We start from the raw sequence: 19,863 nt of genomic DNA, 5'->3' as shown, positions 1-19,863 counted from the left end.
TATAACCTTATGCCCGTTTGCCCTGCTCGGGCCATAGTGCGTGCCCTATGCCGGGCATCAGGGCCGCTGGTCCGACAACATCATTGAGTTGAGCAGCCGTTTGCCGAAGCCGGTTCAGGCCTGCGCCAGACCTTTCGGCAGCGACGTAATCCGCTTCACTTCCTTCGATTCGAGCCAGTTCGGCGTGCGCGCGCAATAGAGCACCATCGGCAGCGCGTCTTCGCCCCAGAACAGCTGCTTGTTCAGCCAGAACGTCGGCACGCCGAACACACCGATCGCAATTGCGTCGGCGCTGTTGCGCATCATCTGCGCGCGCGTCGCTTCGCGTTCGATCAGTTCCTGTCCGTTGGGCACATGCAGCCGTTCGCACAGTGCCGCGAAGCCCTCGGGAGTCGACGGATCGCGGCCGTCGCGCCAGATGAAGCGGAAAATCTCGCGCACTGTTTGCAGGTCGGAGCCGAGCGCGACGGACAGCAGCATCGGCTTCAGTGAATCGAACGGATGCGACGGAGGCATGCGGAACGGTATGCCCAGCTGCTCCGCGCGAAACAGCGCGTACCGGTACGTGAAAATGCGTTTCGCGGGCACGTCGTAGGCGACCCGCTGGCCCCAGTGGCGATACAGCTCGTTCAGGAACACGGGCGTCAGCACGAACGGCAGTTCAGGCCATTTGTCGTGCTGTTCCAGCAGCAGATACGAGAACGGTGAGACAAAGTCGTAAAACCACAGTGGCTGCGTGGCGTCGATGCCATCGGTCATGATGTCTCCCGGTTGCCGGAATTGGCGGGCTGTCGGCGATGCCGCGCGTCAGCCCGTTCTGGTTGTTTCGATCTTACGCGGAGCAAGCCCCGTGCGCATCATTTGACGAAATGCCGTTGCGGCAGCGTCTCTCCGTCGTTTGTCCGTGTGCGCGGACGATGCGCCGCTAGCGGTTCTCGCCGCCTTCGCGGCCTTCGTCGTCGCGGCCGATGGGCGCGGCGTGGCCTTCGTGCATGGCCGCGCGCGCTTCGGCGCGGCTCACACCGCCTGCGTCGGACGAATCCGCCGATTCCGCCGCACCCGCTGCGCCGCCCGCGTCGCGCGCCGCGGCCGCTTCCGAATCGCGCGTGAGGCGCGCCCGCACGAAGCCGATATGCTCGCGCAACACGTAGAACTGATCGGCATACGCGAGCGGCATCTTCAGCCCGTTGACCGATTCCTCGATCTTGTCGAGCCTCACGATCAGCGCCTCGCGCTCGGCCGCCGACGTGTCGCTGAGCGCTTCGCGCTCGATCGCGATCAGCGCGCCGTACCAGCGGTAGATGCGCGATTTCACACGCCACGCATACAGCGACGGCACGAGCCGCAGGCCCGGAATCAGCACGACGATGATCGGAACCAGCACCACCAGCAGCCGGTCCGCGAGACTCGCGAGCCAGAACGGCAGCATCCGGTAGAGAAAGCCCTTGCCCGACTTGTAGTAGCGCGCGGCGTCGTCGCTGATCGGGAAATCATGCGCGAGCGGGGCGGGGAATTCGCCCGCCTTCTGGAGCGCCGTCGCCTTGCCGTGCACCTCGCGCGCGGCTTCGATCAGCAGATCCGACAACGCGGGATGCAGCGAGTCGCGCGCGACCAGTTCGGCCGTCGGCGCGATCATGTGCAGCGTGGTCGACGGCAGGTTCTTGCCGAGATCGAACGAGCCCATCGGCATGTCGAGCGTCGTCAGATACGGAAAGCGCTTCGCATACGCGTTCGCCTGCGTGAAGTCGTAGAACTGCACGCCCGCCGTGCGATACAGCTTGCCCATCACGGGCGGCTGCGCGGAATCGCCCGTCAGGATCGCCGCGTCGATCTTGCCTTCCGTCAACGCGCGGGCGGCATCGTCGCCGGAGAGCGGCAGCAGTTTCGTCGGGCCGTCGGGCGTGATGCCGTTCGCCTTCAGCAACTGCAGGGCGAGTTCGCGGGTACCACTGCCTTCGACGCCGATCGCGATGCGCTTGCCCTTGAACTCGGACAGCAGCGTGACCATCGGCCCGCGATAGAAGATCGCGACGGGCACGTACGCGACGCTGCCGAGCGACATCAGATCGTCGGTCGATTTGGACGGCGCGATGCCGTCCTGCACGAAGCCGACATCGACGTTCGCGTGCGAGTCGGTCAGACGCCGGTAGTTGTCGAGCGAGCCTTCCGTCTCCAGCACGTTGAGCGTGATCCGGTTGCGCGCGAGGACTTCCTTGTACTTCTGCGCGGCGACCCAGAAGGTGCTGCCTTTCGGGCCGGCCGCCATCGTCAGCGTATCCGGCGGCGCAGGCTGGATCAGGCGCACGGCGACATAGATCGCGATGGCGCTGATGATCAGGATCGGGCCGAACGAGACGGCGAGATCGCGCCACGAAATCGCCACGAAACGGGCGACGAGCTTGGGCGGCTTGCGTTCGGCGGTGCGTTCCGGGCGACGTCCGTCGGAAGGCTTCATGGGAATGCTGGGCGGTCGGGTGGATGATTTCGCGCCGATGGTACATGAGATTGACGGCGCGGCGGCGCGTCGGGCGGGCTGGGCGGGCTGTAAACGCGTAACAAAAAGTGACCTGCGAGTGACCTGCGAGTGACCTGCGAGTGACCCGCCTTGCGATCCGGAAAGCTGCGACAGCTTGCAGACTGTGGGAATCAGGTGCCGAGCGCTGCTCACGAAATCCGCATAAGTGTCAACAGAAACCGTGCGTCACGCGCGATATCCTTTGCAGAACTTGCGCGGCTAGATTACATTGGCATCGCTGCCGCGAATCGACGTTGGCGCAGCGCGACCCGGCCGACTCAAGAGACCAGGGCACGCTGCCAACCGCGCGGCGCACGGCGGGTGTCATGCATCGTCGCGCAAGATGGATCGCGCCAGCCGTCACCACTTCCAATGCCTCTCGCAGACCGTGACAACGCTCCAGGCTCGCCATTGCCTCGTTGCGCCTTCGTGCGCGCGCGCAAGCGGGCCGTCCGTAGTCGTAACCAAGCCGCAACTGAAACGCGGTCCAAACCAAGCAAAAGGAGAAGTTATGAAATCGGTCGATTTTCTGAAGGCAGTGGGTGGTGTTGTCGCAATGGTCGTCGCATGCCACACGTATGCCCAGGCAAGCGACTCCACGGCAACGGGCACGACGGCGACTGCACCCGCCGCGAACTCGAAGGCCGTCAAGAAGCAGGACCGCGCGCTCGGCAAGAAGGTCCGTTCGGCTCTCGCCAAGACGCAAGGCCTCGACGTGTCGGCGATCAACGTTCGCGCCCGTAGCGGCGCAGTCACGCTGACGGGCACGGCGCCCGACAACGACCAGATCCAGAAGGCCGGCGACGTCGCGAAGGGCGTGGCAGGCGTGACGTCGGTGTCGAACAAGATCAACGTCCAGCAGCAGTAAGCGGCGCGGGCCGCGCCAGCGCGCGGCAGATTGCGGCGTGCTTACCGGTCAGAATGACAAGCGGGCTCCCGTTCGAAACGGGAGCCCGTTTTGTTTTGTACGGCGTCGCTCGTCGTCGTGCCGCACGTGCTCTACGAAACGGGACGCGCTCCAACGCCGTCTCTTCGCATGGACGTCGCCTGCCTCGGACGGCAAAGCCGCGCGCAGCGGGCATCGGCAGTCGATTGCGGGTTGCGCCGCGCGCTTTGCTGACTATTGTTTGTCTCCAGATCGGGACGCCGCCTGCGGACCCGGCGCGCGTCTGCATGTCGGTAAATCCGCGCCGCGAAAGGCCAGAAAGGGCGTCGCCGCGAAGTGCGACAAATCGGCCCAAAACTTGCATTGGAGCAGCCGCCGCAACCGCGCCCCGGACGCCAGTTGGATGAAGTCGCAACTAATTGGTAATCGCTGAAGGGCGCGACGCGGCGTCGACAACAAGACACAAGACAATGGAGACGACTATGACAGGGAAACTGTTGTTCGGACGTACTGCCACTGCCCTTTGCATCGCCACGACCTCGATCCTGCTCGCCGCGTGTGGCCACGGCGACGATCACAACAACCCCACGACCAACGCGCTGCCAGCGTTCATCGTATCGGGCAGCGTCACCACGACGAGCTACGACGGCAACAGCGACGACCTGCTGACGGGCGGCCTCGGCAAGTCAGGCATCGGTTCCGCGACGGCGCCCGCGTTCGCCAACGCCGCGAGTCCGACACCCGCCGAACTGCGGCGGCTTGCGATCTGGTCGAACTATCGGGCGCTGGTCGACATGTCGGCGAATGGCGGATACGGGCGCTTCTGGGGGCCCAACGTCGATCTGAACGGCAACGACACGCTCGGCGAAGGCAAGATCGCGGGCACCGAGTATCTCGCCTACGCCGACAACGGCAGCGGCAAGCAGAACGTGACCTTGATGGTCCAGGTGCCCAACACGTTCGATCCGAACAATCCGTGCATCGTCACGGCGACATCGTCCGGTTCGCGCGGCGTGTACGGCGCGATTTCGGCTGCGGGCGAGTGGGGCCTCAAGCGCGGCTGCGCCGTCGCCTACACCGACAAGGGCAGCGGCAACGGCGCCGAAGAGATGGAGACGGGCCTCGTCACGCTGATGAACGGCACGCTGTCGGCGGCTGCGGGCGCGGGCAGCAAAAGTCTCTTCACGGCGGACGTGACATCGAGCGCACTGGCGTCGTTCAACACCGGCTTTCCGAACCGCTACGCGTTCAAGCACGCGCACTCGCAGCAGAACCCGGAGCAGGACTGGGGCCGCGACACGCTCGAAGCAATCCAGTTCGCGTACTGGGCGATCAACCAGCAGTTCGCGCCGACGATCAACAACAACGCGCAGCAGCATGGCGTGCGCTACAGCGCGGGCAGCATCACGACGATCGCGGCGTCCGTCAGCAACGGCGGCGGCGCGTCGCTCGCCGCTGCCGAGCAGGACACGCAAGGCTGGATCACGGCCGTCGTGGTCGGCGAGCCGCAGATCAATCTGAACATGGCGTCGTCGGCGAAGGTGTTCGAAGGCGGCGTGGCGATTCCCGCAGCGGGCGCGCCGCTCGCCGACTACATGACTTACGCGAATCTGCTGCAGCCGTGCGCGGCGGACGCGACGGCAGCGACAGGCGCACCGTATCTGACCGCGTTGCCGCTCGCGACCACGCAGGCGATCCGCTCGGCGCGCTGCGCATCGCTGGCGGCGAGTGGCGTCGTCAGCGGCGCGGACGTGACGAGCCAGGCCAACGACGCCCTCGCGAAGCTGCACGCCGCCGGCTACGAAGCCGACTCGGACGTGCTACATGCGCCAATGTGGGATTCGCAGGCCGTGCCCGCCGTCGCCGTCACGTATGCGAACGCGTACACGAAGTCGAGCGTGACCGACAACCTGTGCGACTTCAGCTTCGGCACGACGAACGCGACGACGGGCGCAGCGGGTGCCACGCCCGCCGCGTCGCCGATGCTCGCCGTGTTCGGTCTCGGCAACGGCGTGCCGCCCACCAACGGCATCAACCTCGTCTACAACGTTTCGCCCGCGGGCGGCGCGGATCACCGCCTCGCGACAGCCGACGCCGCCTTCACGGGCGCCGCGTGTCTGCGCGCGTTGTGGACATCGGGCGACACCCGCATGCAGCAGAACGTCAATGCGATCCGCGTGAACGCGAACCTGCATGGCAAGCCCGCCATCATCGTCCAGGGACGCAGCGATGCGCTCGTGCCCGTGAACCACGCATCGCGCGCGTATCTGGCGATGAACAACATCACGGAAGGTTCAAAGAGCCAGCTGTCGTTCTATGAGGTGATGAACGGCCAGCACTTCGATGCTTTCCTGAGCGTGGCCGGCTTCGATACGCGCTTCATCCCCGTGCACTACTACAACGTGCAGGCGTTGAACCTGATGTGGAATCACCTGAAGAGCGGTGCGGCGCTGCCGCCTTCGCAGGTGATCCGCACGGTGCCGCGCGGCGGCACGGCGGGTTCCGCGCCCGCGCTCACGACGGCCAATCTGCCGGCGATTTCGATGAGCCCGGGAGCGAATGCGATTCAGGTGGCAGCGGGCGCAGTGAACGTGCCCAAGTGATTCGCGCCGGCCTGTGAGTGCCCGGCGCAGCGTCGCGCGGACCGCCGTTTGTTGCAGCAGGAGACGGCGGTGCGTGTGACGCGCGCATGACACCCGCGCGGACGGAATGCGCCATGAGGGGCGCGTCTCGTCCATAGGCGACGGACCTTCGGTTTTGTGCGCCGTGACACACTTTTTACCCGTCGGGTACGGTACTGTGAAGCTATCGATGTTTGCCCGAGACGGCTATGAACACGACCCGCTTCATATACACCGATCTTCCCATCGGCGAACGCGCGGCGTTCGAATTGGTGTGTGCGCGTCACGGTTTCGCACCCACCCATTTCGACATCAGCGCAAGCGACGATCCCGACGACAGATCACATCACTCGCGTCTTCTGACGATACGGCGCGGCGGCTGGGCGCAGTCGTATCACGAGGATACGGCAGGGCACTGGGTGCGCCAGTTCGAGACCGACCTGAACTGCCGCTTCTTCAAATGATCCGCCGCACGCGGCCGGCGTAAGCGCTGGCCGTCTTCAGGCAATCACGAGCCTCACGCCGACGAGCGTCAGCGTGGCGGCGAGCAGATTGCGCAGCAGTTTTTCGGGCGCCTTCGACGACAGGTAGCTTCCGATCACGATGCCCGGCAGCGAGCCGACCAGAAGCGACAGCAGCATCGACCAGTCGATCGAACCGAGCAGCCAGTGGCCTGCGCCCGCCAGCAGCGTGAGCGGCACGGCATGCGCGATATCGGAGCCGACGATGCGCGTGGTCGGCAGCATCGGATAGAGCAGCAGGAGCACCGTGACGCCGATCGCGCCTGCGCCGACCGACGTCAGCGACACCAGCACACCGAGCACGGCGCCCGTCAGCATCGTCAGCCCGAGCGTGCTGCCCTGGCCCGTCGCGCGCTTGCGCGCAGCCGCGAATGCCGTCAACTGCGGACGGAACACCAGCGCGACGGCCGTGATGAGCAGCGCCACGCCGAGCACGACCGAAATCAGATGGCCACCGCGCGCCGAACCCATCCCGTAGCGATGCAGCAGGATCAGCGTGATCGTGGCGGCGGGGACGCTGCCCGCGGCAAGACGCAAGGTCACCTGCCAGTCGATCGAACCCTTCACCCCATGCACGAGCGTGCCCGTCGCCTTGGTAGCGGCGGCGTACAGCAGATCCGTGCCGACGGCCGTCGCGGGATGGACGTTGAAGAGCAGCACGAGGATCGGCGTCATCAGCGAGCCGCCGCCGACGCCCGTCAGCCCGACCAGAAAGCCGACAAAGAGGCCGGATGCGGAAAACAGGAGATCGATGTGGGGAAGTGCCATTGCGCGGACCGCGGACGGTCGTAAAAGGTTGCGGGCAAGCTTGCCGGTACTGTCGCCAGAGCGCCGCGCCTCGGGGCTCCGTTCGTCAGTCGAGTCGGTTGGAGTCGGTCGAAACGACGGTCGGCGGCGCGGCGAAAGTCCGCTATTGTCGCAAAACCGGCGCCGCCGCGTACGATTGCGAGCCGATGCCCGATATCAGGGTTGTCCCGACAGTCGGCTTACAATAACCGTTTCGAGCGCCAGGGTGTGCCGCGCGGTGCGCCCGCTGCCCGTCCGTCGCGCGCGCTTTCTCGCGTTTTTCCATCCGCAGACCGATAAAAATGAATCCCGGCGTCGCCTACGCATTGCTCGCGTTCACTCTGTGGGGACTGTTTCCCGTCTACTTCAAGTCGCTGCATCAGATTTCGCCGGTGGAGATGCTCGCCCACCGGATGGTGTGGTCGATGCTGTTCCTCTTTATCGTCCTCACCGTGCGCCAGCAGTGGCGGTGGCTCGCGCCTGTGCTGCGCGATCACCGGCTGCTCGGGCGCTTCGCCGCGAGTGCGCTGTTGCTGTCGACGAACTGGGGCATCTATATCTGGGCCGTCAACGCGGGGCATATCGTCGAGGCGAGCCTTGGGTATTTCATCAATCCGCTGATCAACGTGCTGTTCGGCCTCGCGTTTCTCGGCGAGCGGCTGCGGCGCGTGCAGTGGTTTTCCGTGGCGATCGCAGCGTGCGGCGTGCTGTACCTCACGTGGCAGAACGGCCATCCGCCGTGGATCAGCCTTGCGCTGGCATTCAGCTTCGCGGGCTATGGGCTGTTGCGCAAGACGGCGCAACTGGGCGCGCTCGAAGGACTGACGCTCGAAACGGTGCTGCTGTTTCCCGTTGCTGTGCTGTATCTGTTCTTCGCGTCGTCGCATGGGGAGAGCGGGTTCGGCGCGGCGACCGTCGGCGTGAAGGTGTTGCTGGCGCTCGCCGGACCGATCACGGCTGTGCCGCTGCTGCTGTTCGCGGCGGGCGCGCGGCGCATCCCGCTGTCGATGCTCGGCCTGATCCAGTACGTGACGCCGTCGCTGCAACTGCTGATTGGCGTGCTGATTTATCGCGAGCCGTTCGGGCAGACTCAGCTGATCGGCTATGGCGCGATCTGGGTTGCGCTGGCGCTGTATTCGCTCGAAGGATTGTGGCGCGCGCGGTTTGCGCGCGCCTGATGGATGGCGTCAGATGGATGGCGTCAGATCGCGCGTTTGATTTCGACGACGCCGAATGCGGCGAGCGCGAGGCCCGCGATGCGGTCGATGATCACACGCAGCTTGTGACCGATCGCATGCCGCGCGAGCGACACGGCCGTCACGAGGAAGCACCACCACGCGATCGATCCGCAGAACACGCCGAACACCGTCGTGAGCGCGACGCTCGATGAAAACGGTCCGCGCGGCGCGAGCGTCGTGAAGAGGGCGGCGAACATGATGACCGTTTGCGGATTGGTGAGGGTGAGCAGCAATGCGCTGGCGAAGGCTTTTAATGCGCCTGCGTGGCCGATGTTGGCGAGTTTGCCGTTCTCGTTGTTCTTGCTGCTGTCCTCGGGGACTTTTTGCAGCATCGTGCGGACGCCGAGGTAGAGCAGGAAGAGTCCTGCAATGATGTGCAGCGGTTTGTCGTAGGCCAGCATGAAGTGCGATACCGACACGAGCCCTAGCGCTGCGATCAGGCCGTAGAAGGCGTCGCCGGATGCTATGCCGAAGCCGATTGCCAGGCCCGCGCGGGGGCCGTCCGTTAGCGTCCGGCGGATGCAGAGCATGCCCATCGGGCCGACTGGGGCGGCTACTGCCAGGCCGACTCCGGCGGCGGTTAGAAATAGTGCTGTGCTGAACATGTTTGTGCTCCGTTTGGTTTTTTTGTCTGCGACGCTTTGGCGGTATTTTGCCTCTTTACGATGGCATCCGCTTTATGTCTTTGGTTCGCTAGCGTTGCCCCTGTGCGGGGCGGCAGTTACTTTCTTTGCCGCGGCAAAGAAAGTAACCAAAGAAAGCCGCTTTTGAACCTCCGGTGCCTGCCAGGATAGCGCTGCGGCACACCGCAGCTGAGCTGTCGCGTAGCGACGCAAACACTCCGTAGAACGCCCGTAGTCAACTGCGCGCGGCGCGAAAGATGACATCCACCTGGGGCACATTCGGTCGGCTTGTTTTTGTGTGTTGCCGTCGGTTTGATTGCGGCGGTATGTGCTCCAGACGGTGTGTGGGGTTTTCGCGCCGTGCGCAGTTGACTACGGGCGTTCTACAGAGTGCGGCCATCGCTGCGCAATTGCTCAACTGCGGCATGCCGAAGCGCCATCCTGGCTGGCACCGGAGGTTTGAAGCGGCTTTCTTTTGCCTACTTTTCTTTGCCGCTGCAAAGAAAAGTAGGTGCCGCCCCGCACAGGGGCAACGCATGAAGCACCGATACGAATTCGCGGATGCCAACGCCAGGCAAATCAAACCGCAACCGAACCGGAACCCTCTCGATCCCGATGATGATCCGCAGCCAAAAACATATACATAGCGGGCACAACAAAAAGAGTGAAAAGAGTCCCAATAGAAAGCCCAGAAAAAATCACAAGTCCCATGGCATTCCGCCCGGCCGCGCCGGCCCCAGAGGCGATAACGAGAGGCAAAACCCCGAGCACCATAGCCGCAGTAGTCATCAAAATAGGCCGCAACCGCACAGCGGCAGCTTCCTCGAGAGCCTCGCGCTTAGCGCGCCCAGCCCGCTGCAACTCATTGGCAAACTGCACGATCAAAATGCCATGCTTGCTAACAAGCCCCATCAAGGTAACAAGCCCGACCTGCGTATAAATATTGAGCGTCGAAATCCCGACGTTAATAAAAATCAGCGCACCGAACAAAGCCATAGGCACAGACACAAGAATCACAACAGGATCACGAAAGCTCTCGAACTGCGCGGCAAGCGCGAGAAACACGATGATCGTTGCGAACATCAACGTGATGACGAAGCCGCCCGACTCCTGCACGAACTGCCGCGACAACCCCGAATAATCCGCGCTATAACCGGTCGGCGCCGCATCCGTCGTAGCCTTGCGCAGAAAATCGAGCACCTCGCCCTGCGAAATCCCCGGCGCAATCACGCCGGAAATCGTCGCCGAGTTCAACTGCTGAAAGTGATTGATCGATTCAGGCACAACGTTCTGCTTCAGATGCGTAACCGTCGATGCAGGAATCACGCTGCCATCCGGCGTGCGCAAATAATAGTCGAGCACCTGCGACGGATTCAGCCGGTCCGTTTGCAACACCTGCGGAATCACCTTGTACGAGCGCCCCGCAATCGAAAAGTAGTTCACATAGTTGCCGCCAAGCGCCGCGCCCAGTGTCTGCCCGACATCGCTCTGTGTAAGCCCGAGCGACGCCACCTTGTCGCGATCCACCACCAGCACGCTCTCCGGCTTGTCGATCTTCAGATCGCTATCGACGAAGAAGAACATGCCGCTTTCGCGCGCTTTTTGCAGCACCGTCTGCGAGACTTCGTTGAGGTTTTCGAACGGTTCCGTCGTGCTGATCACGAACTGCACGGGCAAGCCCTGCGCACCCGGCAACGGCGGAAACTGGAACGCCGCGACGCGCGCGCCCGCAATGCCGTTCCACTTCTGCTGCAATTCCTGCTGCAGTTGCGTCGCGTTTTTCTTGCGCTTGTCCCACGTCTTGAACAGCACGCCGCCGATACCCTGATTCAACGTCGGTGCGCCCGTCAGCTGAAACATCTGCGAATACTCGGGCAAGCCCTTCGAGATATCGAACACCTGGTCCGCGTATGTCTGCATCTGCTGGATCGTCGCGTTCGGCGGACCCTGTATCTGCGAGAGCACGATGCCCTGATCCTCCTGTGGCGCGAGTTCCGATTGCGACGTCATGAACAGATAGACCGTGCCGCACAACAGCAGCGCGCCCATTACGATGAACACGGGCCACGTGTCGAGCATCGAATGCAACAGACGCGCATAGCCGTGATGCACACGCTCGAATTGCCGGTCGACGAAACGCGCGAAGCGTCCTGACTCCTGATCCATGCGGAAAAAGCGCGAGCACATCATCGGTGAGAGACTCAGCGCAATCACGCCTGAAACCGCAACGGCACCCGCCAGCGTGAACGCGAATTCGGTGAAGAGCGCGCCCGTCAATCCGCCCTGAAAACCAATGGGCAGATACACGGCGATCAGCACGACCGTCATCGCGAGAATCGGTCCGCCGAGTTCGCGCGCGGCGATCAACGCGGCTTCGAATGGCTGCTTGCCTTCCTCCTTCATATGCCGGTCGACGTTCTCGACCACGATGATCGCATCGTCGACGACGAGCCCGATCGCGAGCACGAGCGCAAGCAGCGTCAGCAGATTGATCGAGTAGCCGAGCAGTTGCATCACGAAGAACGTGCCGATCAGCGACAGCGGCATCGCGATCACCGGCACGATCACTGCGCGGAAGCTGCCGAGGAACAGGAAGATCACGACTGTCACGATCAGCAGCGCTTCGACGAGCGTCTTCACCACTTCTTCGATGGCCGTGTTGATGAAGTCCGTCGCGTCGTAGACGATGTCGCCCGTCATGCCCGTCGGAAACTGCTTCTGCAGATCGGGAAAGATCGTCTTCACGCGCTTCGCGACATCGAGCACGTTCGCGTCCGGCGCGACCTTGATGCCGATGAACACCGAGCGCTTGCCGCTGAACGCGACGTTGAAGTCGTAGCTGTCCGCGCCGAGCACGACGTTGCCGACATCTTCGAGTCGCACGATCGCGCCGTTTTTCTGTTTGACGACGAGCTTCCTGAAGTCTTCGACGGAATGCAGATCGGTGCCCGCATTCAGATCGACGCTGATCATCTGGCCTTTGGTCGTGCCGAGTGTCGCCAGATAGTTGTTGCTGCCGAGCGCTGTGAAAACATCCGAAGCGGTGACGTTGTGCGCGGCGAGCTTTGCCGAATCGAGCCACGCGCGCAACGCGAACTGACGGCCGCCGAGAATTTCCGCGGTCTGTACGCCCTGAATCGAATCGAGCTTCGGCTTCACGACGCGCAGCAGATAGTCGGTGACGTTGTTGCTCGGCAGCACGTCGCTGTAGAAGCCCATGTACATCGCGTCCGTGGTCTGCCCGGTTTGCACGGTCAGCACGGGCTGTTGCGCCTGCGGCGGCAGCTGGTTGCGCACCGATGCGATCTGCGTGTTGATCTCCGTCAGCGCGCGGTTCGAGTCGTAGTTCAGGCGCAGCGTTGCCGTGATCGTCGACACACCCGTCGTGCTCGTCGACGACATGTAGTCGATGCCCTGCGCCTGCGCAATCGCCGATTCGAGCGGCTGCGTGATGAAGCCCGCCATCGTGTCCGCGCTCGCGCCGTAGTACGAGGTCATGATCGTGACGACGCCGTTTTCCGTCTGCGGATACTCGCTGACCTTGAGCGTCGACAGCGCGCGCAAGCCGAGCACGAGAATCAGCAGGCTCACAACCGATGCAAGTACGGGACGTTCGATAAAGATATCGGTGAATTTCATCGGCGGCCCCTTATTGTTCCTGAGGCGTCGGATTCGGACTGTCCGCGGGCTGCACGCGATTGTCGATCACAAGCGGCGTCCCGTTCTTCAGTTTCAGCTGGCCGCTCGTGACCACCTGCGTGCCTTCCGCGATGCCCTTGAGAATCGCGACCTGATCGCCGCGCGTGGGCCCCGGCGTGACGAACACCTGTTGTGCGATGGGCATGACCTTGCCTTGCGCGTCCTTGTGCTCGCCCGGCTTGACGACGAACACGGTCGCGCCGTACGGGTTGTACGTGATGGCCGTTTGCGGCAGCGTCAGATATCGCTCGACGTTGCCCGCGTCGATCTTCACGTTCGCGTACATGCCGGGCAGCAGCTTGCGCTCGCGATTGTCGACGGTCGCTTCGATCTGCACGTTGCGCGTCGTGTTGTCGACGCGCGGATTGATCGAACGGATCTTGCCGTCGAAAGTACGGCTGCTATACGCATTCGTATCCACGACGATGCTTTGTCCCACCTGCAATTGCCCAAGCTGCTGTTGCGGCAGATAGAAATCGGCGTAGATGGGATCGATGGCCTGCAGCGTGACGATGGCATCGCCGGGATTGATGTACTGACCGGGATTCACCGTCGTGATGCCGACGCGTCCCGCGAACGGCGCGCGGATCGTTTTCTTGTCGACCAGCGCGGCCTGCTGATCGACCTGTGCGCGCTTGCTTTTGAGGTCGGCGGCATCGGCGTCGAGTTGCGCCTTTGCGATCGCCTGAATGTCGAACTGCGCCTTGTCGCGCTTGTAGACGGTTTGCGCGAGTTCCGCCGACGCTTGCAGCGACGCGAGTTGCGCACGGTCCGAATCGTCGTTCAGGCGCACGAGCACCTGTCCCGCCTTCACTTCCTGTCCCGAGTTGAATGGAATCTCGCGCACGAGTCCTGCGACTTCCGTCGTCACGTCGACGCCGCGCACCGCGCGCAGGCTGCCCACCGCCGACAGCTGCGGCTGCCATTGCTGATAACTCGCGACGGCGGACGTGACGGTGGCGGAGGGCACCGCGTTGCTCGCCATGAACTTCTTGATCATGTGCGCCTTGAACAGATTGAAGCCGATCAGTCCGCCGAGCAGCACGCCCACGCAGATCAGCATGATGATCATCCGTTTTGTCATCCGTCTTTTCGTCGTCATCGTCATGTCCTTGCACGGCAAACTGATGCACAAACCTGTCCGGCTGCGCTGCGTTTCATCGCAGGCGCTATGCAGTTACTGCGCGGTTACTGCGTGAAGAATCACTGCGGCGTCGCGACGGGCGCGGCCTGGCTCGTCGTCGTGTCGTTCCACCAGCCGCCACCGAGCGCCTGGAACAGCGCAGCCGTGTCCGCGTAGCGCGCGGCCTGCGCCTGCGCGAGATTCACGACGGTCTGCTGGTATTGGCGCTGCGCATCGAGCAGCGCCAGATAGCTGACGCCGCCGACACGAAACTGGCCGCGCGTCAGATCGAGCGAATCGCTGGCCGAGTGCCATGCGTCCGTTTGCGCGGCGAGACCTGTCGCATCGTGTTCGAGCGCGCGCAACGTATCGGCGACGTTCTGGAACGCGAGCAATACGGTTTGCCGATACTGCGCGTTGGCCTGATCGAAGGCGGCTTCGGCTGCGCGCTTTTGCGCGCTCAATTGACCGCCGTGAAAGATCGGCTGCGTGATACCCGCGCCGATACTCCAGATCATGTCCGCATACTTGAGCAGACCGGCGGGCGTCAGCGCTTGCGGGCCGTAACTCGCGGACAGCGTGATCTGCGGATACATGTTCGCCGTCGCCACGCCGACCTGGGCGCTTGCCTGATGCAGCGTGGCGTCGGCGGCGAGTATGTCGGGGCGCTGCCGCACGAGCGAAGAAGGCAAACTCACCGGCAAGCTTTGCGGCAGCGTGAACATCGACAGCCTGAATTCAGGCACGCCCGTATCGCTCGGCGGCTTGCCCGCGAGCACAGCAAGCTGATGCCGCGTCTGATCGAGCGATTGACGCAGCGGCGGCAGCGTCGCGCGTGTTTGCGCGAGCAAGGTCTCCTGCGAGAGCACTGACGTGCGGCTCACGCCGCCCAGATCGAATTGCTTGCGCAACACCTCGAGTTGCGACGACTGGTCGGAGGCGATGCGTTCGGTGGCGTCGATCTGCTCGCGCAGCGACGCTTCCTTGACGGCGGCAGTGACGATGTTCGCCGACAGCGCGAGATACGCAGCCTGCAACTGATAGCCCTGGTAATCGATCTGCGAGCGTAGCGATTCGAGTTCGCGACGCGAGCCGCCGAACACGTCGAGGTTGTACGAGACATTCACCGACGCGTTATACAGATTCAACTCTTCTGTCAGCCCAGGCTGGCCGAACGTGACGCCGTTGAACTTCTCGCGCGTCGCATTGAGCTTTGCATCGACGGACGGATAGAGCGCGCTGCCTACTTCCGCGCGGTAGTTCTCGCCGGCTTGTCGCAACGCGGCCTGCGCCGCCGCGACGTTCGGACTGTTGGCGAGCGCTTCGCGGATCAGCGCGTCGAGCGGCTCGCAATGAAAGAGCGTCCACCATTGCGCGGGAATATCCTGCCCGGCGACGAACTGCTGGGTCACGCCCGATGCGCCCGGCGACGATGCCGTCTGATCGGGTAACGGTGTGGGCGTATAGGTTTCGGTGGCGGGCGGGGCAGGCGTGCGGTAATCGGGGCCGACCATGCAGCCGGACAGCGACATCAACGCCGCGCCCAGAATGGCGACAGAAGAGGTGATCGAAAGGGAATGGGCGCCGGACTCGCGAACGGAAGAACGGCGTAACGCCAGGCATGAAAGTCTGTGCGAACGACTGCGACTGAAACTGCCATTGACGTCATCGATCATCTATCCACCCTATGTTGCCTGCGCGGACTACGAACGAAACAGCGGATGCAGAATTCAACAGCTTGATGCCGCGCATAGCCTAGCATGGGTAGTTGCAAACGCGATCATGCTTGCAGAAGCTTTAGGGGAATAGACGTGCGTCGCTATCGGTAAACGTTAAATGCCGCGTGCGTGCTGAATGTCAAAAGCGCCGCATGCATCACGTTCTGATACACGCGACGCTTGTGGAAGCAGAGATAGATGAACGATTCGGTGAGCGATCGAATATGGTCGCGGTGGATGATTTGACAATTGAGCGCGGCACCTGGGTGTGCGATCGCGCCCTTACAGCATGACTTCGCTAATGCCCTAATGCGCTGCGCCGCGCTCGCCGGAAGTCGCCACTGTGCCTGGCTTGCGCAGCATCTTGTCGACTTCGCCCGCATGCATTTCTTCCGTGGCGATCATCTGCCGCGCATATTCTTCGAGCGCGACCGAGCGGTCCTTCACCAGCGCGAGCAGATCGCGATAGAGACCGAGCGCGACCTCTTCCGCCGTCAGCGATTCGCGCAGGATCGACGCGATATCCGTCGTATGCGAATCGAGCAGCGGCCCGATGCCCAGCGACGGATACTCACCGAGCGTCGTGATCCATTCGCCTGCCAGATGCGCATGCGTGAGCGATTCGTCAGCCTGCTGACGCAGCCACGACACGATGGGAATACGGCCAAAGCCGAACACGAGAAAAGAGTAGTGCGTATAGCGAACCACGCCTGCCAGCTCGGATTCGAGAATCTGGTTCAGCACGGCGATGACCTTGTCTTTTTCGATCTCCGGCATATGGCCCTCCGTGATGCGAGTCGAAAGTCGGTGAATGTTGCGACGACAGAGGTTTTATTGTTGGACGCACCTCTGCAAAGATCAAGTGAATCGCCGCATGAATGGCTTCACGTTCTTATCGCGTGATGACGACGGGAGCGACTGCGACCGGTTGCGCATACACGACGTTCCTTGGCGGCACGACGGCCCAGGCGGGCGCCGCGACGATGGGCACGGCGACCGTCGCATAGGGCAATGGCTTCGCGGGCGCGGGTGGCGGCACCACGGCGACATACGGCACGACAGGCGCGGCGGGTACGACGGGCACCACGTAATGCGGTTGTGGCGGCACGTAATAGAGCGTGCGCGCCGGCACATAGAGCGCGGCGGGCACATAGGCGGCATGAACGAAGACGGTGCCGGCGAAGGCGCTGGTCGAGCAGGCGATCCCCATTGCGGCGATCGCGGACGTATAAGCAGAGCGAATGTTCACATGAAACTCCTGAAGCGGACATCGGCGGATGCGGGTGAAGTCCATAACGTTGCCGCCGACGTGCAAACGATACGCATCGCATCCTTCGAAGGGCAGCGATAACTTGTTTCATTCGATGTCGGAAAAAGCACGCTCATATGTGTAGCGGATGCTGCAGAACGCACAATGCATCGTCAGTGAACATGCGGCGAATGACGCTCAACGGGATGACATATCGCGACATAACTTTGAAATTGCCTTCTCCGGGTCCGGCAACCAGAATTCGCTTCGCCAACGACGAATCGCAACACCACGTAGCGAAGAAGTTGAATGAAACGATGGAGATGGGAAATGAAAAAGCTGATCGCTATTCTTGCTTTGTGCATTGCATCGACGGGCGCGATGGCCCAGACGGCGCCGCAACCGATGTCCAGCTCGCCGCGTATGGAACGCATGATGTCGCAGCTGCAGGAACGCTTTTCGGCTGCCAACACGACGCACGACGGCAAGCTGACGCTGGCCCAGGCGCAGACGGGCATGCCACGCGTCGCGCAGTACTTCGCCGAGATCGACACGCAGAAGCAGGGCTATGTAACGCTCGCGCAGATCGAGGAATTCATGGCGCAGCGAGCGGGTTCGCATTGACATAAAAACGGGTCGGCATGAAGCTACACTGTTTGCAGTATGGCCAGTCGCATGAGCGACGAAGGAGTCTTGCATGGACCGACCCGCCCGCATCATCGTGCTCGACGACGAAGCGGAACTCCGCAACATGCTGCAGCGCTTTCTGAGCGGCCATGGCTTCGAAGTCCGTGCCGTCGAGAACAGCAAGCGGCTCGAACGCTATCTGCAGCGCGAGCCCTACGATCTGCTCGTGCTCGATCTGATGATCGGCGAAGAAGACGGCCTGCAGATCTGCGCGAAACTGCGGGCGGAAGGGCACACGCTGCCCATTCTGATGCTCACGGCCAAGGGCGATCCGCTCGATCGCGTGATCGGACTCGAAACTGGCGCCGACGATTACCTCGCGAAACCCTTCCTGCCGCGTGAACTCGTCGCGCGTATCAATTCGCTGCTGCGCCGCCAGAAAATCGCATCGAACGATCCGACCGTCACGACACAATCGCTGCGCTTCGGCGACTTCCGGCTCGATGTCGGCAAGCAGTGTCTGTATCGTCAGGAAGACCTCATGGAACTGCATTCGGCGCAGATGTTGCTGCTTACCGCGCTTGCTGCATCGCCGAATCGTGCGGTGAGCCGCGACAACCTGATCGCGCGTGCGCGCGGGCGCGATCACGATGCGCTCGATCGCAGTATCGACGTGCAGATTTTGCGGCTGCGGCAGGCGATCGAACACGATCCGTCGAAGCCGCGTTTCATCAAGACCGTGTGGGGCGTCGGCTATATGCTCGTCGCCGACGTCGAAGTATGAGCGCGCGCGCATTGCGGTATGTGCTGCCCCGCAGCGTGCTGGGACGCAACATCGCGCTGCTGATCGTGCTGGTGGCGTTCAGCCAGGTTTGCGCGCTGACCGTGCTGATTCACTATGTGCAGAAGCCGCGCGTCGAACGTGCGGCTGCCGTGTTCGGCACATACATCAAGACATTGGACAACGCGCTGACGGCTTCGCCTGAAAATGCGCGCGAAACGCTCGTCGCGCGTCTCGATGCACGCAGCGAACCGCCCGCCGAAGCCGTTTCCGAGCCGCATGTTCGCGTGCTGGCGTTCTACCGCACGTATCAGCTGGTGACCTTTCTGGAGACGCTGCATCGCTATCTGCCGCCGGGCACGGAAGTGCGCTGGCAAGGCGCGCCGCATCCGCGCATGTGGATACGCATGCACGTGGCCGCTACGCCATACTGGATCGGCTTGCAGGTGCCCGAGGAAGCGCAGGGCGGCGGCATGCTGACGGCGGTGCTGCTGTCGATCGGACTCGGCATGCTCGCCGCGCTGACGGGTTTTGCATTGCAGGCTTATCTGAACCGGCCGCTGCGCGAACTGGCGCATGCGGCGCGGCGCGTGAGCGCGGGCGAGACGCCGCCGCCGCTGCCCGTCGACGGACCGACGGAAATCGCGCAGGTGAGCGGCGCATTCAACCAGATGACGCAGGCGCTTCAGCAGGCGGAAGCGACGCGCGCGCTGATGCTTGCGGGCATTTCGCACGATATCCGCACGCCGTTGACGAAGCTGCGTCTCGCGATGGCGATGGCCAACGACACCAATGGCGACGAAACATTCGTCGTCGCAGCGGAGTCGTATCTCGACACGATCGATACGATCCTGCAGCAGTTCATGGACTATGCGGGCAGCGGCGAACGCGAGACGCCGCAGCGGGGCGATTTGAACGGCTTGATCAGCCAGCTGGCCGCGGACTTCGCGGGGCTCGGGCATGAATTCGATTTGCAACTGGGCGAGTTGCCCGAGCACGCGTTCAGGCCGATCACGATGATGCGGCTCGTGATGAACCTGATGCAGAACGCCGTCGTCTATGGGCAGACGGGACTCTCGGTCAGAACGTGGGCGGATGCGAACGCGATTGTTGTGGCTGTCGGCGATCGCGGTAAAGGGCTGAGCGCGGAAGAACTCGAACGGCTGAAGGCGCCGTTTCAGCGCGGCAAGAACGCGCATGGAAAAACGGGCGGCACGGGGCTGGGGCTGGCGATCGTCGAGCGCATTGCGCGTTTGCATGGCGGCACGCTGGAGTTTCATGCGCGCGAAGGTGGAGGCCTTGAGGTGTGGGCCGTGCTGCCGATCCGGCTCGATACGCATGCAGCGGGTACGGCCCCCGCTTCAGGCGAGACATCGACGGCGCAGCCTGCCCTCTGAACGGTTTTGGCGCGCAAGACAATTCACGTGCGAGCCGCTAATCTGTCGGCTGTCCTGATTCCGGCCGCCGGCGCACGGC

General features: G+C 63.0%; 16 protein-coding genes. 7 read left to right on the top strand and 9 right to left on the bottom strand.

What is annotated here, in order from left to right:
• Positions 1-114: 114 nt before the first annotated feature.
• Positions 115-759: a 2-hydroxychromene-2-carboxylate isomerase gene (locus QEN71_RS26065; protein ID WP_201650929.1), complete on the bottom strand. Its 645-nt coding sequence runs from the start codon at positions 757-759 to the stop codon at positions 115-117.
• 166 nt (positions 760-925) lie between these two features.
• The gene (locus QEN71_RS26060) at positions 926-2,455 is read right to left on the bottom strand and encodes a TAXI family TRAP transporter solute-binding subunit (RefSeq protein WP_201650930.1); all 1,530 of its coding nucleotides are present in this window, start codon (positions 2,453-2,455) and stop codon (positions 926-928) included.
• Positions 2,456-3,026: 571 nt separating this feature from the next.
• On the opposite strand from QEN71_RS26060, the gene QEN71_RS26055 reads away from it, so the two are divergent.
• From QEN71_RS26055 to QEN71_RS26045, 3 genes are all read left to right on the top strand, one after another.
• Entirely contained in the window at positions 3,027-3,383 is a 357-nt protein-coding gene (locus tag QEN71_RS26055; protein WP_201650931.1) for a BON domain-containing protein, read from the top strand.
• Positions 3,384-3,883: 500 nt separating this feature from the next.
• The gene (locus tag QEN71_RS26050; RefSeq protein ID WP_201650932.1) at positions 3,884-6,004 is read left to right on the top strand and encodes a D-(-)-3-hydroxybutyrate oligomer hydrolase; all 2,121 of its coding nucleotides are present in this window, start codon (positions 3,884-3,886) and stop codon (positions 6,002-6,004) included.
• Positions 6,005-6,231: 227 nt separating this feature from the next.
• Positions 6,232-6,486, top strand: a complete 255-nt coding sequence (locus tag QEN71_RS26045) for a hypothetical protein (protein ID WP_201650933.1) — start codon at positions 6,232-6,234, stop codon at positions 6,484-6,486.
• A 36-nt stretch (positions 6,487-6,522) separates the two neighbouring features.
• Here QEN71_RS26045 and QEN71_RS26040 read toward each other — a convergent pair whose 3' ends face one another.
• Positions 6,523-7,311 (bottom strand): sulfite exporter TauE/SafE family protein, encoded by a 789-nt coding sequence (locus QEN71_RS26040; protein WP_201650934.1) that lies wholly within the window; start codon positions 7,309-7,311, stop codon positions 6,523-6,525.
• A gap of 320 nt (positions 7,312-7,631) precedes the next feature.
• On the opposite strand from QEN71_RS26040, the gene rarD reads away from it, so the two are divergent.
• The gene (gene rarD, locus QEN71_RS26035; RefSeq protein WP_201650935.1) at positions 7,632-8,507 is read left to right on the top strand and encodes an EamA family transporter RarD; all 876 of its coding nucleotides are present in this window, start codon (positions 7,632-7,634) and stop codon (positions 8,505-8,507) included.
• A 23-nt stretch (positions 8,508-8,530) separates the two neighbouring features.
• Here the strand turns inward: rarD and QEN71_RS26030 are convergent, their stop codons facing one another.
• The 6 genes from QEN71_RS26030 to QEN71_RS26005 form a co-directional block, all read right to left on the bottom strand.
• Positions 8,531-9,172 carry a LysE family translocator gene (locus tag QEN71_RS26030; RefSeq protein WP_201650936.1) on the bottom strand — a complete coding sequence of 214 codons (642 nt, stop codon included), beginning with the start codon at positions 9,170-9,172 and terminating at the stop codon, positions 8,531-8,533.
• A 597-nt stretch (positions 9,173-9,769) separates the two neighbouring features.
• Positions 9,770-12,829, bottom strand: coding sequence for an efflux RND transporter permease subunit (locus QEN71_RS26025; RefSeq protein ID WP_201650937.1), 3,060 nt, complete (start codon positions 12,827-12,829; stop codon positions 9,770-9,772).
• A 10-nt stretch (positions 12,830-12,839) separates the two neighbouring features.
• The gene (locus QEN71_RS26020) at positions 12,840-13,991 is read right to left on the bottom strand and encodes an efflux RND transporter periplasmic adaptor subunit (RefSeq protein WP_201650938.1); all 1,152 of its coding nucleotides are present in this window, start codon (positions 13,989-13,991) and stop codon (positions 12,840-12,842) included.
• Positions 13,992-14,092: 101 nt separating this feature from the next.
• A complete protein-coding gene (locus QEN71_RS26015; protein WP_233471815.1) occupies positions 14,093-15,544 on the bottom strand; it encodes an efflux transporter outer membrane subunit in 1,452 nt (483 codons plus the stop codon).
• Positions 15,545-16,036: 492 nt separating this feature from the next.
• Positions 16,037-16,507: a ferritin-like domain-containing protein gene (locus tag QEN71_RS26010; RefSeq protein WP_201650940.1), complete on the bottom strand. Its 471-nt coding sequence runs from the start codon at positions 16,505-16,507 to the stop codon at positions 16,037-16,039.
• A gap of 115 nt (positions 16,508-16,622) precedes the next feature.
• Positions 16,623-16,979 carry a hypothetical protein gene (locus tag QEN71_RS26005; RefSeq protein ID WP_201650941.1) on the bottom strand — a complete coding sequence of 119 codons (357 nt, stop codon included), beginning with the start codon at positions 16,977-16,979 and terminating at the stop codon, positions 16,623-16,625.
• Between the two features lie 330 nt (positions 16,980-17,309).
• Here QEN71_RS26005 and QEN71_RS26000 point away from each other — a divergent pair, with 330 nt between their 5' ends.
• From QEN71_RS26000 to QEN71_RS25990, 3 genes are all read left to right on the top strand, one after another.
• A complete protein-coding gene (locus tag QEN71_RS26000; protein ID WP_201650942.1) occupies positions 17,310-17,603 on the top strand; it encodes a CREC-EF hand family protein in 294 nt (97 codons plus the stop codon).
• Between the two features lie 73 nt (positions 17,604-17,676).
• Complete coding sequence (locus QEN71_RS25995; RefSeq protein WP_201650943.1) at positions 17,677-18,390, top strand: response regulator; 714 nt, start codon at positions 17,677-17,679, stop codon at positions 18,388-18,390.
• Entirely contained in the window at positions 18,387-19,784 is a 1,398-nt protein-coding gene (locus QEN71_RS25990) for an ATP-binding protein (protein ID WP_201650944.1), read from the top strand. The genes QEN71_RS25995 and QEN71_RS25990 overlap by 4 nt, the downstream gene beginning before the upstream one ends.
• The last annotated feature ends 79 nt before the right edge of the window (positions 19,785-19,863 follow it).

Source organism: Paraburkholderia sabiae, assembly GCF_030412785.1.
In the GTDB taxonomy this organism is placed as follows: domain Bacteria; phylum Pseudomonadota; class Gammaproteobacteria; order Burkholderiales; family Burkholderiaceae; genus Paraburkholderia; species Paraburkholderia sabiae.
The sequence above is the reverse complement of the archived record's forward strand: the minus strand, read 5'-3'. Positions and strand labels throughout refer to the sequence as shown.